Here is a 15,502-nt window from a genome sequence, read left to right as displayed (position 1 = left end):
CATCACCCAGAGGCAGCATCCCTTATACACGCTCATATTTCACCGCTCCAGCGCCCGCCAAAATCTTCCTGGGCTATCGCCCGATTCCGCTCCTATCCCGAAAATCGGGTCATCCGCCTAAACCCATCGCCCGCCCGTATCATACAGTATAGTATCTTAACTCAAAAAGGAAAGTGATATCATGACGCGTCATTCTCACTATTATCACCGCCGACCCACGAATAACCAGCGCTCCCTCAATGAATATGAATCACTGCCGCAGACGCCATCGCCATACCCTGGCATTACTCCATACACCGATTATCCGGAAGTGGGTGAAACCGCGTTATATCCATATACCGACGGCGTAACCGACATGGAAACTTCAGCTTCGGCTCTGGCTCCATCCACGAACTCCGGCGGAGGCGGTCTGGCAGGTCTCCTTGGCGGTGGAGGCGGCAGCGGCGGTGGAGGCGGATTAGGCAAGCTCCTCGGCGGGCTCGGGGTCAACAATATGAGCGACATCAAGGGCCTCATCGATCGGATGGGGGGCATCGACGGCATCGTCAACAACATCGGCAAGATACAAAAGGTCATGCAGGGCTTCCAGCAGCTTGCGCCTATGGTTTCTCTGCTTGCAGGCGCTCTCGGCAAGAAGAAAGGCGGAGGCGGCAGCGGATCCTCTCCAAGCGCATTTACGGACCAGAATGAAGACGGCTACGAATATAAACCGCGAAGACGCCGTTCCTCGGGAAACCGGCGCCGCTCCGGCTCGCGCAGAACATCCGGCTCTGGCAAAAAACGTCGTCGTTGACCTATGTAAATGGGTAAACTTTAAACCTACCGTGCGTTTCACAAAACACGGCAGCCTCTGATCATCAAAGGATATGTGCCTCGATGGGTTTAGCAGATAAGTCCCTAAAACTCACCATAGGCGGAATCATCCGAACCATCATACATCATGCAGTTGGCTCCAGTCGGTTACCCAAGACTGGAGCCATATCCTTTTATCAACCTATGATATCCTCATCAGCGCGTCCAGTCCCCTTCGGGACCGGCTTCTTTATTCTCGGCTCTTTCGAGTGATTTTAACCGAAACCAATAGGATCCGCGCAGACCGGAACGCAGCAGCATCATAATGCTGCCCATCAGATACAGCACGGTCGGGATCCGTTTCATATGGGGATAGAACATGAGAATGCTGCCTGCGATGAACAACAGGCCGGTCGCAATCTCGCTGATGACCATGCCCACCTCATAGCGGTTCGTCACGGCGAGCTTTCGTTTTCGTTTCCAAGCCAAGCGAAGCATCCGGCGCAGCAGCCGAGAACGCAAAGGCTCATCTGGTTGATGCGATGAACGCTTCTTGGGATGTGGTCTGAGCCTGAGTTTCATATGCAGTCCCTCCTCTGCAAGCCTTTACCCCTTACGAAGGAACAAGAAACGATAGCGATTTAGCATTCGCCTTATGATGCAGGACAACCTTACCACATTTTAGGTAACCGCATGGCAGGGACTTGGGCCGACAGATACTCCCGGCTGGCATCCTCTACCTTACGAATCGCATCACCATTTTTCACGTTAACCTATACTCAACAATGAACCTCTCTATTTAAACCAGCCTCTGCGCATAAACCACAACACCATGCCCCCGCCAAGCACGAACATGAGAAGGAGCACGAAGAAGTATCCATAATGCCACTCCAGCTCCGGCATGTTCTCGAAATTCATCCCGTAAATCCCGGCAATCAGGGTAAGCGGCATGAAGATGGTCGTGATGACCGTCAGTGTCTTCATGATGGTGTTCATCCGGTTCGAATTCACCGATATGTAGCTGTCCCGAAGGTCCGCCGTCATCTCGCGGTCGGCTTCGATCATGTCCGCCAGCTTCAGCAGATGGTCATAAATGTCGGAAAAATAAGCATGGTGCGCGTGGTGCTGCAAATGCTGCGAATTCACGATCCGGTACAGCAGATCCCGCATCGGCACGACCGTCCGCCGCAGGCGAAGCAGTCTGGAACGAAGCGCAAACACCTGATTCATAAGATCCTCGACCGAATCCTTTTCCCCATGGCTTTCCAGCTCGGCCAGCTCATCCTCGATGGCAAACAGGCTTGGAAAGTACTGATCCACCAGCTTATCCATGATCGTATAGGCCGTGAAGCTCGGGCCATCTTGACCCAGCGGTCCCTTGCCGGCGACCGAGAGCACGCGGTCCCAAGCTTCATCCATTTCGCGCATGGCTTTCTCGTGAAATGAGACAATATACGAAGGTGCCAGAAACAGATCCACCTCGACGACACCCAGCGTATCCGGCTGTAGGGCATGTAAAACTAAGAACTGCATCTGTTCGTAATAATCCAGCTTCGGCCGCTGCAGGATGTGCATGCAGTCCTCCACCGCCAGCGGGTGAAAATGAAAATAGCTATCCAGCATCCGCGCCTCCTCCGGCGTCGGCTCACTGAAATCGACCCAGATCCAGGTATAGTCCTCCATTCGAATCTCTTCAAGTGGAAGCCCGATTACCGCTTCATAGCTTGGGGTAATGGCTAACGTGCGAATCATGATAAGCTCTCCTTCCAGCACCTTCGGTTTCGTTAAAATAAAAAAAGCCAATCGATTCCTGATTGGCCCCACAACTATCCATGATCTATGTGTAATTACGTTTTTAGAAAAGAATTTTAAAGATGACTCCTGCCAGTACGGCCGTAATCGGAATCGTAATAAACCAGGTCACTACGATGCGGCCTGCCAGGGACCATTTCACGGCGGAGAAGCGTTTCGCTGAGCCTACGCCGAGAATCGCCGACGTTATGGCATGCGTCGTACTGATTGGCAAGTGAAGCAGCGTCGCCGAGAAGATGACGGATGCAGCCGAGAAGTCCGCTGCGAAGCCGTTGATCGGCTCGATTTTGAATATTTTCGTACCCATGGTTTTGATGATCTTCCAGCCGCCCACCGAGGTTCCGAGCGCCATCGCTGTCGCTGCCGAAATTTTAACCCAGAGCGGAACTTCCATCTCTGTCAATTGACCGGAGGTAACCAGGGCAAAGGTGATAATCCCCATCGCCTTCTGTGCATCGTTGGTACCGTGCGTGAAGGATTGCAGTGCTGCCGTAAAGATCTGCATCGTACGGAAGCCTTTATTCACCGTGTGCGGACTGCGCTTGGCAAAGATGAACTTCAGCAGCTGCATGACCACATAACCGATCACAAACGCAAGGATAGGCGACAGGATCAGCGCTAATACGATATCCTTAAATCCGCCATAATTCAGCATGTCGCTTCCCGCGCCGACAAATACCGCACCGGCCAATGCCCCGATCAGAGCATGGGAAGAGGATGAAGGCAATCCGAACCACCAGGTAACCAGGTTCCAGATGATGGCTGCAAGCAATGTTGCAATAACTACCTCGATCCCGTTATCCAGCTTGGTCGGATCGGCGACGCTTCCGCCGATGGTTTTGGCAACCCCTGTGAACATCATCGCACCGACGAAGTTCATGCTCGCTGCAAGCAGTATGGCTACCCGCGGCTTCAGGGCCCGGGTCGAAACCGACGTTGCAATGGCATTCGCCGTATCGTGGAACCCGTTGATGAAGTCAAATGCAAGCGCCAAAAAAACAACAATTACTAATACTAACATCGTTGTATCCATTGTTCAAAGACTCCCTTACGAGTTGCGCATAATGATGGATTCCAGCATATTTGCCACGTCTTCGCAGGTGTCCGTGGTCGTTTCAAGACGTTCGTAAATCTCTTTTTTCTTGATCAGCAGAATCGGGTCAGAGACGGTGGCGAACAGATCCTTGATACAGATGCGCAGCAGCTCGTCACCTTGGTTCTCCAGATCGTTCAAGCGGATCGTGTACTCACGAATAGCCAGAAGTTTTTTCTGAGAGAGCAAATGAATGGCCTTCTGAATTTCGTAAGCCGATTGACGCAAAATTTCGGCAAACTGTACCATGTACTCGTCAGGTTTCCCCAAATTGTACATATAGAAACGGGATGCCGTTGCTTCCAATCCGTCCATCACATCGTCCATGCTGGTTGTCAGGTCCATAATATCGTCGCGTTCGATTGGCGTGATAAACGTTTTGTTGAGCTCAGTGATGATGGTATGTGTATAGGTATCACACTGGGACTCGTATTTTTTCATTTCATTGGCAAATTCAAGCACATCTTGAAGATTGGAAACGTGCTGCGAAAAATAATCTGCGGCTTGTACCACCGTATCGGCCATATTCTCCAACGTTTGGAAGAATATATCCTTCTTCTTCAATTTCATACTCTTAACCCCTTTTTTCGATAAATTGCCGCGAACGCCCTTATAAGATAGACAACCTTGACTATCTTATCACATCCATGGCAGGGTGTGTATAGAAAAGTAACACTCAAAAATGTAAGGAACTAACAAAATAGAAGATGCATGGATATCGCTTCATTTCCCTTGCCTATTAACATCTCCGTCTGCGTGCAAATTATCCCGATATGCATCCAACATCCACCTCTTATACATCAAGGATTCGTAATGGTCACATGGCTTTCAAAAGAAGGCGAATTCGGCACAATATTGAAATACGTCGTTCCCGGCACCAACGGCACTTCCTTGCCGTCCTTCACAAAACGGATCGCATCGCCCGCTGCGCGTACCCACTGCCCCTCGATGACCTCTCCGCGCTGGAACAGCATCGCTTTCCCGCCCGCTTCCACATTCACGGAAAGTCGGCCCACATCATCCAGCACTTTATGATCCGCCCCGAGCACGATGACATTCGCGGCTTCAAGCTGGACATTATCGTTAAGATCCACATGCGGCGATCCATTGACCCACCGTTTGTACGTATTGGACGAACCATCATACTGATAAGCCACCACATAACTGTCTAGTAAAAATTTGATTTCTACCTTCTCCCCGGGTTCACCGGAAATAACCTCCACAGGCGCCGTTCCCTCTGCACCTTCGCCGCTTGCAGCCGTCGGCTCCGAATAGAACGAATATTGCGGCACCTTCACGTCGTTGCCATAATTAAGCTTGGCCGCTCCTTCACGGAGCTTCTCGTCGCTGGAATACAGATTATGCGGCGCTTTGCGTTCCTTGTCTCTCCAAAAATAAGTACCTGCATTTCCGATCTCATCCATATCCTGCTTGCCTTGCTTTTGGATGATGCTATAAGCTTCAGGGCTGCCGCCCGCATGGACCAGAACGCCGCCGTAGCTCTCGCCAAGATTGATGAGATAAGGACGAATGCTGCGAATCGGCCCGATCTTCTCAATGCCGCTCTGGCTTTGGAAAATGCCGATCAGTCGCGTGATCCCTCCCTCCGCCAGCACTTCATACACCATATCCGCTTGTCCCAGACCCGACTGCGGCCTTGCCGCCGGTGCGTTATTGATCATAACGGCCAGCGGCCGCTGCGTCAGTGACGCTTCTAACGGCATTCCTGTCAGCGGTGCTTTATATGGAGAGGACGTTTCCTCTTGAGGCACTTCTACCGGCTGCTCGATCGGAGCCTCCACCACCGGTGCCGGAGCAGGCTCCGCCTGCTGTTTATCACCGCCGCAGCCCGACAGCATAAGAACTGTCGCCATCGACATTAAGCTTGTCCTCCACGCGAATTTTTGAAAAGACAAAGACCCTTTGCTAAACATATGGTTTCCCCCTATGAACGCTCCCATTACTTATTACCCTAAATTTCCAACCTATTTCCCCAAAATTTCCAACCGACAATCAACTTTAGTTTACATTTAATCACAAAATCCGTGCTTTGTCTGTATATAGAAGGGATCCAATCCTTTCATGAATAACCTTGGCAGCAGTTCCAACTCAAACCATGATGAGGTTCTTAACGACCCGGTTTGTGACATAAAAAAGTCTCTTAGAAGGCATACGTATAGTGTGTATGCCTTTAAGAGACTTCCTGCTTCCATGCATTTATTTAGCCGCAGAAGTTTCCGAAGGGAAACGAGATGCCGATGGTCATCCGATCCGCAAACCAATATTGCCAAACTGCTCGCCCGCCGTCATCCGCCGGAACGCATCCAGAATCTCATCCAGCGGGTACATCCGGTCGATCAGGGGCGCAATGGTGTGCTCCTCCATGAACCGAAGCATCTCTCCAAACTCCTCGCGGCTCCCCATCGACGTACCGATCCAGGACAGCTGCGGAAAGAATAAAGCTCTCAGCGGAACCTCGACCGCGTCGCCGGAGCTGGCCCCAAAGCTGACGATCCGCCCATTCGGCTTGATCACTTCCAAGTATTGGGGAAAGGTAGCCGGACCGATACTATCCAGAATCACGTCCACCTTCTCCCCTTGCAGCTCTTCGCTCCAATCTCCGCCGCTCGAAAAAGCTCTATGCACTGAATAGCGCCGTGCTTCTTCGAGCTTGGCTTGGCTTCGGGAAGTGACGCTGACGACAGCCCCCGCAGTCTGGGCCATGAGCATGGCGTAGGTTGCAACCCCGCCTCCTATACCTGGTATAAGCACATGCTCGCCAGGCTTGATATGCGCCCTCGTAAACAGCGCACGGTAGGCCGTCAGCGCGGATAAAGGCAGTACTCCCGCTTCCTCCCATGTCAGGTATGTCGGCTTTCTGAAGGCATTGTCCGCTGGGATGACGACCGTTTCAGCAAACGTACCGTCCGTGGGTCCGCCCAGGATCTGCGGGACCACCGGGACCTCTTCGGTGTTATCCCAACCGATCGTCGGATGGATGATGACTTCCGTGCCGACTGTCAGCCCCCCCACTCCTTCACCCACGGCATCAATGATGCCTGCTCCGTCTGAGCCAAGAATGAGCGGTTCATCCGCCGCATGACGTCCCTTCATCAGAAACAGATCGCGGTGATTGAGTCCGGCCGTCTTTAAACGGACCCGGATCTCACCGGGACCCGGTTGTTTCGATTCCATATTGCCGACCCGAAGTCCGTCCAGACCGCTCCGGCCGTGATGAATGGCTGCTTTCACATGAATCTCTCCCCTTCTTCCGGCTTGTGTAGGCCATGTTAGGTTCAATTGTATAGTTCGCCTCGGAGCATGTAAAATGAGTAGTAATGAATATGGCATTCAGTCAGAATGAAGTCAGGAAGGTGAGACTAATGGAAAGCGGAGATTTACGGATATTCCGCGCAGTAGCGGAGGAAGGCAGCATTACGCGGGCGGCCCAACGCCTGCAGTATGTTCCCTCCAACGTCACGGGGCGGATCCGCCAGCTGGAGGACAGGCTCCAGACGGCCCTGTTTATCCGAAGCAATCGAGGGATGGAACTGACCCCGGCCGGCGAGCGCCTGCTTGGATACACGCGTCAAATTTTAAATTTGCTAGATGAAGCGGAGAAATCCGTACAGGCAGAGGATACGCCGCGGGGACCGCTACGAATCGGTGCGATTGAATCCACCGCCGCTGCATATCTGCCAGGACGCCTGGCCGACTATTATGCCCGTCACCCCGAGGTCAGCCTGTCCCTCACCACGGGCAACTCCAGCGTGCTGATACAGCAAGTGCTGGACCGCGAACTGGACGGCGCTTTCGTGTACGGACCTTTGACGCATCCTCTACTGAAACAGATCCCCTCGTATAATGAGGAACTGGTGCTCATCTCCGAAGCCGGAGCGGCAAGCCAGCAGGAGCAGCTGCAGAAGCCGATGCTTATTTTGTCGACAGGCTGCACTCACCGATCCAGAGTGGAGCGCCTGCTGGCCGAAGCTGGCGTTCAACATCCGCAAATCATAGAGTTCGGTTCGCTCGAAGCCGTGTTAGGCGGAGTTGCTTCGGGTCTCGGCGTAGCGCTTCTCCCGAGGTCCAATGCCGTTTCGCTTTCCAACGAGAAAAACATTGCAGCCATGACACTGCCGGAGTCCTACCGCGAGGTCGTGGTGTATTTTATCTATCACCGCGACGTGCCGCTGAGCAGCGCCCTTCGAGCTTTTCTGGAGCCGGAGAATCAAAAATGATTGAAGTTTGACCCTCAAAGCGGGCACATCGGATCGAATGACCACAGCGTGAGAATCCCTGCTCTCCTGAAAACGAAAACGATTGACTAATCTAGTCAGTGGGAGGATTCGATTGAACGTTCACAACTTTGTGATATTTATCACGTGTAATGTGAATATTTTCACTTATAATAAAGACATAGAGAAGGTGATCACTTCCCAAGGCAACAAGAATCGACAACATCGCATCAGAAACAACGTTATATCCCGTTAATCCCAAAAATCAAAACTCATTTAAGGAGTGGTTTATATGTTTAACCATTGGCTGAGAACGAACAAAGTTGCAATGTGGCTGCTGACCTTCATCCGGGTCTATATCGGTTATGAATGGCTGACAGCAGGTTGGGGCAAATTGACAGGCGGCGGATTTGACGCTGGTGGGTTCCTCCAAGGCGCGATTGCCAATGCAACCGGCGATCACCCTGCCGTCCAAGGCTGGTGGGCAGCGTTCCTGGAGCATGCGGCACTGCCGGGCGTGAAGCTCTTCAACTTCATCATCCCGCTCGGTGAGTTTCTGGTAGGTCTCGGACTCATTCTCGGTACCTTCACCACCTTCGCCGCCCTGATGGGACTGGTCATGAATGCCGCGTTCCTCTTCTCGGGTACCGTGAGCACCAACGCCCAAATGTTACTGCTTGAAGTGCTGATCATCGTCGCTGCGGCCAACGCCGGTAAAATCGGTCTTGACCTTTGGGTTCTCCCTTACCTTCGCGGCCTGTGGAATAAAATGACCCACCGTGATCATGAACCCAAAGCACCGACAACTCATCTGAAAAAGCGCACAGCTTAACCTTATAACAACCATAAAAAGACGATGGAGAATTCCGGTTCTCCATCGTCTTTTTTTTCGTGCCAAGAACCTATGCCAAATCGCAGCCTATGCGAATACTGTATTTAAATACAGATTTTTGCAAATATGAATAATTTGTTATGGTGCGACATTATATAGATCGTTGCTGTTTTTTCGGCTTCCGTCGTGATTACGATTTTCAAATTCGCAAAAATCTGAAAACAAAAAAGAGAATGATTATTCATTGGAGGAGTGGTGCTGATGTTTATTCAATGGTTGCAATCAAGCAAAATCGCAATGTGGCTGCTGACGGTCATTCGGGTGTACGTTGGGTATAAGTGGCTGACGGCAGGCTGGGGCAAGCTAACGGGAGGCTTCGATGCGACCGGATTTATGCAAGGGGCCATCGCCAAATCCACGGGTGAGCACCCTGCGGTTCAGGATTGGTGGGCCGTATTCCTGAAGCATGCCGCGCTGCCCGGCGTCAAATGGTTCAACGTCATCGTTCCACTGGGCGAATTCCTCGTCGGACTTGGCCTCATTCTAGGCACATTCACTGTGTTCGCTGCGCTGATGGGGCTCGTGATGAACGCTGCGTATCTTTTTTCTGGTGCCATCAGCATCAACGGTCAGCTCCTGCTGCTCGAATTCCTGATCATCCTCTCGGCCGCCAACAGCGGAAAGATCGGGATCGACCGCTGGCTCATGCCCTACCTCCAAGATAAATTTACGCGCAAAGCAAAGATCAGCAGTGACCCCTCCTCTCTGCAGAATCAGGCGGTCTGATTTTACAAGGGATGTGGGAGTTTAGGGGCGGTGTAATCAAAAAAATAAAAATCAAGCGGATGGCGCTTGCTTCCCTAGTAATATGAATGGGGGCTGCTGACTCCTCAGATTCTAAGTTGAGACCAACTCTTACGTCAGTCTAAACAGGAATGATTGATGCTTCTCCTCTCATCGACCTCTTACAGCTTGGCTTACCTTTATAAACCAACGGGTGACCGGTACCGGTCATCCGTATCTTATCACCATTTTGCCCCAAGTAACGATTTCACACCGATCCCAGCGGTGCTAGCGCTATGCTATCTCCCAATGCGTTGCATCTTTATCTACACGCACCAGGTACTAGGTGTAGCTTTACCCGCATACTGCGTACAGCTTGCTGGATTTTCTTTGCTGGCTTTGTACTTACTGGCTTTATTTATTCCTTGCTGGCCATTCTTGCTTACTCACTCTGCACGTCTGCACAGAATATTCTTACAGCATATTACTTACTAATTACCTGCTTACTGCCCATTTGCTTACTCCCACAATTCTCCACACACCATGCTTAGCACCACATTACTTACTAATTACCTGTTTACTACCTATTTGCCTACACCAGTAATACTCCAGACACCATGCTTTACCACCACATTACTTACTAATTACGCGCTTACTGCCCATTTGCCTACTCCTGCAATCCTCCACACACCATGCTTAGCACCACATTACTTACTAATTACCTGCTTACTACCCATTTGCTTACTCCCACAATCCTCCAGGCACCATGCTTACCACCACATTACTTACTAATTACTCGCTTACTGCCCATTTGCTTACTCCCGCAATACTCCAGACAACATGCTTACCACCACATTACTTACTAACTACCTGCTTACTGCCCATTTGCCTACTACTGCAATACTCCAGACCCCATGCTTTACCACCACATTACTTACTAACTAATTACTTGCTTACTACCCATTTGCCTACTACTGCAATACTCCAGACACCATGCTTTACCACCACATTACTTACTAATTACCTGCTTACTGCCCATTTAACCTACTCCCACAATACTTCTGACACCATGCTTACCAACACATTACTTACTAATTACTCGCTTACTGCCCATTTGCCTACTTCCGCAAAACTCCAGACACCATGCTTACCAACACATTACTAACTAATTACCTGCTTACTGCCCATTTGCCTACTCCCGCAAAACTCCAGACACCATGCTTATCAACACATTACTTACTAATTACCTGCTTACTACCCATTTGCATACTCCCACAATCCTCCACACACCATGCTTACACCACATTACTTACTAATTACCTGCTTACTACCCATTTGCTTACTCCCACAATCCTCCACACACCATGCTTTAGCACCACATTACTTACTAACTACCTGCTTACTACCCATTTGCTTACTCCCACAATCCTCCACACACCATGCTTTAGCACCACATTACTTACTAACTACCTGCTTACTGCCTATTTGCCTACTCCAGCAATCCTCCACACACCATGCTTTACCACCACATATCCTAGTGCGCATCTTCCCCTCACTGTCCCGTGTTTCTCCTACTCTATATATTGCACCTGTTCGCCCTCTCGCTTATCATCTGTCACTTCCCCCTGCCAACTCACAAATTAAAAGTTTTTTATGATTTTTATCACGAATGTGATATTAATCACATATATTGTGATTTATTTCACTTATAATAAAGACATGAAAGAGATGATCATCTTCCTAAAGAACAACATCATAGAACTTCAGCACATCATCCGACAATTGGCAAGGAAGCTTTCATAAAAAAGAAATCATACTTTTAAGGAGTGGTTTATATGTTTAACAACTGGCTGAGAACAAACAAATTGGCAATGTGGCTGCTGACCTTCATCCGGGTCTACATCGGTTATGAGTGGATGACAGCAGGTTGGGGTAAATTGACGGGCGGATTTGAAGCAGGCGGCTTCCTGCAAGGCGCGATCGCCAAAGCAGCCGGCGATCACCCCGCAGTCCAAGGCTGGTGGGCGGCGTTTCTGGAGCATGCGGCACTGCCGGGAGTGAAGCTCTTCAACTTTATCATCCCGCTCGGTGAGTTCCTCGTAGGGGTCGGGCTGATCCTCGGTACCTTCACTACCTTCGCCGCTCTGATGGGACTTGTGATGAACGCCGCATTCCTCTTCTCGGGTACGGTGAGCACCAACGCCCAGATGTTACTGCTTGAAGTGCTGATCATCGTCGCTGCTGCCAACGCCGGTAAAATCGGCCTCGATTATTGGGTTCTCCCTTACCTCCGCGGCCTGTGGAACAAAATGACGCACAGAACAACTAAAGGCGATGGCACCACGCACACACCTTTCAAAAAACAAACGGCATAAACATGGTAAGCATCTGCCACCAAAAAAACTAAAACTAACCTATTGATTACACAGCCCGTCTTGAGCAATCAAGCCGGGCTGTTTTTGTTGTGGTATACATTGGAGATTTGGCATATGGGTCGAGCACTGTCATACATTTCAGCTTTGTCATACATTTGAGCTTTATCTTACATTGAGCACTGTCATACATTGAGCTTTGTCTTACATTGAGCACTGTCATGCATTGAGCTTTGTGATACATTTGAGTGCCATACATCTGAGTGTTGTATTTACCTTCTAGCGTCGTACATAAGTTCGAGCGTAGTTCATACTGGCACTGCCTAGTCACTTGCAATTTTAGCGGACTCAGCGGACCTTATTTTGTCCAAAAGCACCCTTTTTTTAACACGAACGGACCACAGATCCGTTATTTACCAAATAAGGCCATCATTTTACGAATTATCGGCAATTTAACGGATTCTATGTCCGATAAACCCCTCAAAAGCGAGCATATTGCGAAAATAGCGGATCTGAGGTCCAAGAGCGTCATACTTACTTCGAGTGTCGTACTTACGTTCGAGCGTAGTTCATACTGGCACTGCCTAGTCACTTACAATTTTAGCGGACTCAGTGGACCTTATTTTGACCAAAAGCACCCTTTTTTTAACACAAACGGACTACAGATCCGTTATTCACCAAATAAGGTCATCATTTTACGGATTATCCGCTACTTAACGGAACCTGTGTCCGATAAATCTTGCAATACTGTGCCAATAGCCAAATAGCGGATCTGAGGTCCTATACTGCTGGGCCTAAGGACTGACCAAGTCACTGATCGGCAACTTATCGGGCTCTGTGTCCGGTAACTCCTGCAATACCGTGCCGATAGCGGAAGTAGTGGATCTGAGGTCCGGAGAGCTCCATAAGTTCGAGCGTAGTTCATACGGGCGCTGCTGCCTAGTCACTTACGATATTAGCGGACTCAGCGGACCTTATTTTGTCCAAAAGCACCCTTTTTTTAACACGAACGGACCACAGATCCGTTATTCACCGAATAAAGTCCTTATTTTGCCGATTATCCGCTAATTAACGGATCGTGTGTCCGATAAACCCCTCAAAAGCGAGCATATTGCGATAATAGCGGATCTGAGGTCCGTTACGGCCAGGCCGTAACTCGTTTGACATACCATTTCCTTAGCAGTTGTATAGTTGAAGGATTTGGTTTCGGACTGCAGAAAAATCCTGATCAATAAAAGAGCCCATGCAATCCTACTTCCAGGACTGCATGGGCTTACCCAAGACCAAAGCTTGCTCAAAATATTATTTCTGCACCGCTGCTTTCAGCATATCGATCTTCTGTTCCCTGGTCATATCCCATGTGGTTGAAATGCTGTATTCAAAGCCGCCTTCATCCCAAAACACGTATTTTGGATAGACATGCGCCGGGAAATCATCCTCAAAGAACCCTTTCTTCTTGCTTCCCTCTGAGTCCAACATAAATTTTGAAATGACCAGCGTGTCTTTCCCGTTCGTATATTCAAGACGAATGGTTGCCGCCTCTTTCCAGTCTATCTTTTTCGCGTAAATGGGTTTTCCGCTCTCCTTGCCTTCGGCCCTTACTTCATCAAGGAACTTTCCTTCGGTTGGACCTTCAATTCTCGCTTTGGAAAACTTAAATCCCTCCGGCAAGTTGGCAGGCCGCTTCAGAATAGAACCCTCCAGCGTGGAAGCTCTATTCAAGTAGTCCTCGTAAGCAGTGAATTTTTCTATACCTCCCCAATAACTTAGGTCGAATCCGCTGTTAAGATCCTTATATTTATGATACAGAACATACATATCACCTGTCTCTTCGCTTAGCTTCTTCACTCTATTGGTCTCAGCTTCGATATACTTCTTATCCTCTGGAGTTAGAGCCTTGGCTGCTGCTTCTGCTTTCTTTTCGGCCTTTTCCAGTTCTTTTTTGTAAAGCTCGCGGTCAATATCCCCCTTGGGATCGATAATATCCGGCACGTTATTGACAACAGCTCCATCCTGTTCCGACTGCACGGAAGCCTTTGACGTTACGTTCCCTGCATCGCTTTCCTTAGCATTAACCAATGTCACGCTGCCTAGCGCGAGAATCATCCCCATCCCCAGAATGGACAGGCGATAAGATTTTTTGTGAAAATGTTTAATCATCGTAAGTCTCCTTTTCATTTGTTTATGCGTGGCGGACAGGCCGGCAAGTCCCGGCTGACGTTGGTTTCCTGAAAAATGGTCCAACACATGGATGATCGTTTGTCCGTATGCATTGTTTTGCTGCGGGCTCATCCGATTCAAGGCGAATGCATCGCAGGCCATCTCCTGGTCTTGTCTCGCTTTATGTACGGCTAGCCATAATAACGGATTAAACCAATGGATGATCAGGATGATATGCATTAACCAGTTCACTGCGACGTCCCGCCGCTGAATATGTGCGAACTCATGCGCCAGAATGTATCGAAGTTGATCCTTTTGCAGCGTGATGAGCAGACTGGGCGAAATGACGATCGCCGGTTTGTTAAAACCGACCACGGCAGGTCCAGGAATTCGCTCGCTGGCTACAAACTGCACGGTTTGCTTCACGCCTAATTGCTGTTTCGTCTCGTGAAACACGGCCGATAGAAAAGGCGTATCTATTTTTCGGCCCGTGCGCAGGGCTTGTTTCAATCGAAGCTGGTCGTATACCGTTTTCGCGGCAAGAAGCAGCACACCCGCAAGCCAAACCGACATCAGTATATTGGTGAAGCCTATCTGCTTGAACCCATTCCACCAATAACCGCTGTCCTGCACGGGTCCCGATTCAAGGGATGGAGCAGGTACTTCCGAAGTTCCGCTTGCTTCCGGGTGTATAGAGCGCTCAACATGAATCGCCGCGCTTATTCTCCCCGTTTCCTTCCAAAGCGGTGAAACTTGAGTTTGTTGATGAATGCCGGGCACTATGGCCTCCAGAGACAAAACATTGTATAGGCTAAGCGAGGATTCCGGTGCCCAAGGGAGCAGCAAGCGAATGGCCACAGGAAACCAAAGCCAGTATCTCCATCTGGCTTCAATCTTGTTTTTTAGTAGAAATTGCAGCATCAGGACAAGGACGATCATGATGCCGGCCATGAACGATCCGCGAATGACCCAGCCGAAAAACAACAATAAATTTTCATGCAATGTATGACTCATCAGGGCTCTCTCTTTTCTGTTTCCCCGTCGCTGCTGTTCTCATCAAACAAAGCCTTCAGATCCTCGATTTCTTGCGCATTCAGTTTTTTATCCTGCAAAAAGTTGGCCAGCATCGGCTTTAAAGCTCCCCCATAAAGTTTTTTCATGAAGGATTTGGTTTCAGACTGCAGATACTCCTGCTCGCTGATGATCGGATAAAATAGTTGGGTGCGCTTTCCCTTTTCCAGTTTCGCACCCGCTGCTTCCTTCTGCACCAGACGACTGAGGAGCGTCCGAGTTGTATTGGGGCTCCACCCCATCAGATCCGTCATTTTCTTTACGACCTCGCTGGAAGGACAGTCCGGATTAGCCCACAATACGCGCATAATTTCCAGCTCTGCATCCGTAATCGGTGGTATTTGATTCATGC

General features: G+C 49.7%; 13 protein-coding genes. 5 read left to right on the top strand and 8 right to left on the bottom strand.

The genetic code is table 11. The features are described 5' to 3' along the window. Window positions 1–181: 181 nt before the first annotated feature. Window positions 182–793 (top strand): hypothetical protein, encoded by a 612-nt coding sequence (locus MKY82_RS05120; protein WP_339295632.1) that lies wholly within the window; start codon window positions 182–184, stop codon window positions 791–793. Window positions 794–1,008: 215 nt separating this feature from the next. Here the strand turns inward: MKY82_RS05120 and MKY82_RS05115 are convergent, their stop codons facing one another. From MKY82_RS05115 to MKY82_RS05090, 6 genes are all read right to left on the bottom strand, one after another. Further along, window positions 1,009–1,374 carry a YrhK family protein gene (locus MKY82_RS05115; protein ID WP_339295631.1) on the bottom strand — a complete coding sequence of 122 codons (366 nt, stop codon included), beginning with the start codon at window positions 1,372–1,374 and terminating at the stop codon, window positions 1,009–1,011. Window positions 1,375–1,587: 213 nt separating this feature from the next. Then, window positions 1,588–2,544: a magnesium/cobalt transporter CorA gene (gene corA / locus MKY82_RS05110; RefSeq protein WP_194541014.1), complete on the bottom strand. Its 957-nt coding sequence runs from the start codon at window positions 2,542–2,544 to the stop codon at window positions 1,588–1,590. A 103-nt stretch (window positions 2,545–2,647) separates the two neighbouring features. After that, complete coding sequence (locus MKY82_RS05105; protein WP_071221507.1) at window positions 2,648–3,637, bottom strand: inorganic phosphate transporter; 990 nt, start codon at window positions 3,635–3,637, stop codon at window positions 2,648–2,650. Between the two features lie 15 nt (window positions 3,638–3,652). Continuing rightward, window positions 3,653–4,267, bottom strand: a complete 615-nt coding sequence (locus tag MKY82_RS05100) for a DUF47 family protein (protein ID WP_053489885.1) — start codon at window positions 4,265–4,267, stop codon at window positions 3,653–3,655. 230 nt (window positions 4,268–4,497) lie between these two features. Further along, window positions 4,498–5,577: a DUF3048 domain-containing protein gene (locus MKY82_RS05095; RefSeq protein ID WP_339295630.1), complete on the bottom strand. Its 1,080-nt coding sequence runs from the start codon at window positions 5,575–5,577 to the stop codon at window positions 4,498–4,500. A 382-nt stretch (window positions 5,578–5,959) separates the two neighbouring features. Further along, window positions 5,960–6,949: a zinc-binding dehydrogenase gene (locus MKY82_RS05090; RefSeq protein ID WP_339295629.1), complete on the bottom strand. Its 990-nt coding sequence runs from the start codon at window positions 6,947–6,949 to the stop codon at window positions 5,960–5,962. Between the two features lie 131 nt (window positions 6,950–7,080). Between MKY82_RS05090 and MKY82_RS05085 the strand changes: the two genes are divergently transcribed. The 4 genes from MKY82_RS05085 to MKY82_RS05070 all read left to right on the top strand — a co-directional run bounded on the left by MKY82_RS05085 (window position 7,081) and on the right by MKY82_RS05070 (window position 11,922). Further along, entirely contained in the window at window positions 7,081–7,935 is an 855-nt protein-coding gene (locus MKY82_RS05085; RefSeq protein WP_339295628.1) for a LysR family transcriptional regulator, read from the top strand. A 289-nt stretch (window positions 7,936–8,224) separates the two neighbouring features. Next, window positions 8,225–8,764 carry a DoxX family protein gene (locus tag MKY82_RS05080; protein ID WP_339295627.1) on the top strand — a complete coding sequence of 180 codons (540 nt, stop codon included), beginning with the start codon at window positions 8,225–8,227 and terminating at the stop codon, window positions 8,762–8,764. A gap of 261 nt (window positions 8,765–9,025) precedes the next feature. Then, window positions 9,026–9,550, top strand: a complete 525-nt coding sequence (locus MKY82_RS05075; RefSeq protein ID WP_071221512.1) for a DoxX family protein — start codon at window positions 9,026–9,028, stop codon at window positions 9,548–9,550. A 1,832-nt stretch (window positions 9,551–11,382) separates the two neighbouring features. Beyond that, window positions 11,383–11,922 carry a DoxX family protein gene (locus tag MKY82_RS05070; protein ID WP_220686499.1) on the top strand — a complete coding sequence of 180 codons (540 nt, stop codon included), beginning with the start codon at window positions 11,383–11,385 and terminating at the stop codon, window positions 11,920–11,922. A 1,299-nt stretch (window positions 11,923–13,221) separates the two neighbouring features. Here the strand turns inward: MKY82_RS05070 and MKY82_RS05065 are convergent. Both MKY82_RS05065 and MKY82_RS05060 read right to left on the bottom strand, forming a co-directional pair. Then, entirely contained in the window at window positions 13,222–15,093 is a 1,872-nt protein-coding gene (locus MKY82_RS05065) for a M56 family metallopeptidase (RefSeq protein ID WP_339295626.1), read from the bottom strand. Continuing rightward, window positions 15,093–15,500, bottom strand: a complete 408-nt coding sequence (locus tag MKY82_RS05060; protein WP_339295625.1) for a BlaI/MecI/CopY family transcriptional regulator — start codon at window positions 15,498–15,500, stop codon at window positions 15,093–15,095. Before MKY82_RS05060 ends, MKY82_RS05065 begins: the two co-directional genes overlap by 1 nt. Between the last annotated feature and the right edge of the window lie 2 nt (window positions 15,501–15,502).

This window comes from Paenibacillus sp. FSL W7-1279 (assembly GCF_037969845.1).
Taxonomy (GTDB): Bacteria; Bacillota; Bacilli; order Paenibacillales; family Paenibacillaceae; genus Paenibacillus_AQ.
Note: the sequence above shows the minus strand (reverse complement) of the source record. Positions and strands in the feature narration are given on the sequence as shown.

Excerpts from the sequence above, each read along its gene's own strand:
- MKY82_RS05120 (WP_339295632.1), top strand. The coding sequence starts at position 182 with ATGACGCGTCATTCTCACTATTATCACCGCCGACCCACGAATAACCAG.
- MKY82_RS05115 (WP_339295631.1), bottom strand. The coding sequence starts at position 1,374 with ATGAAACTCAGGCTCAGACCACATCCCAAGAAGCGTTCATCGCATCAA.
- corA (WP_194541014.1), bottom strand. The coding sequence starts at position 2,544 with ATGATTCGCACGTTAGCCATTACCCCAAGCTATGAAGCGGTAATCGGG.
- MKY82_RS05105 (WP_071221507.1), bottom strand. The coding sequence starts at position 3,637 with ATGGATACAACGATGTTAGTATTAGTAATTGTTGTTTTTTTGGCGCTT.
- MKY82_RS05100 (WP_053489885.1), bottom strand. The coding sequence starts at position 4,267 with ATGAAATTGAAGAAGAAGGATATATTCTTCCAAACGTTGGAGAATATG.
- MKY82_RS05095 (WP_339295630.1), bottom strand. The coding sequence starts at position 5,577 with ATGTCGATGGCGACAGTTCTTATGCTGTCGGGCTGCGGCGGTGATAAA.
- MKY82_RS05085 (WP_339295628.1), top strand. The coding sequence starts at position 7,081 with ATGGAAAGCGGAGATTTACGGATATTCCGCGCAGTAGCGGAGGAAGGC.
- MKY82_RS05080 (WP_339295627.1), top strand. The coding sequence starts at position 8,225 with ATGTTTAACCATTGGCTGAGAACGAACAAAGTTGCAATGTGGCTGCTG.
- MKY82_RS05075 (WP_071221512.1), top strand. The coding sequence starts at position 9,026 with ATGTTTATTCAATGGTTGCAATCAAGCAAAATCGCAATGTGGCTGCTG.
- MKY82_RS05070 (WP_220686499.1), top strand. The coding sequence starts at position 11,383 with ATGTTTAACAACTGGCTGAGAACAAACAAATTGGCAATGTGGCTGCTG.
- MKY82_RS05065 (WP_339295626.1), bottom strand. The coding sequence starts at position 15,093 with ATGAGTCATACATTGCATGAAAATTTATTGTTGTTTTTCGGCTGGGTC.
- MKY82_RS05060 (WP_339295625.1), bottom strand. The coding sequence starts at position 15,500 with ATGAATCAAATACCACCGATTACGGATGCAGAGCTGGAAATTATGCGC.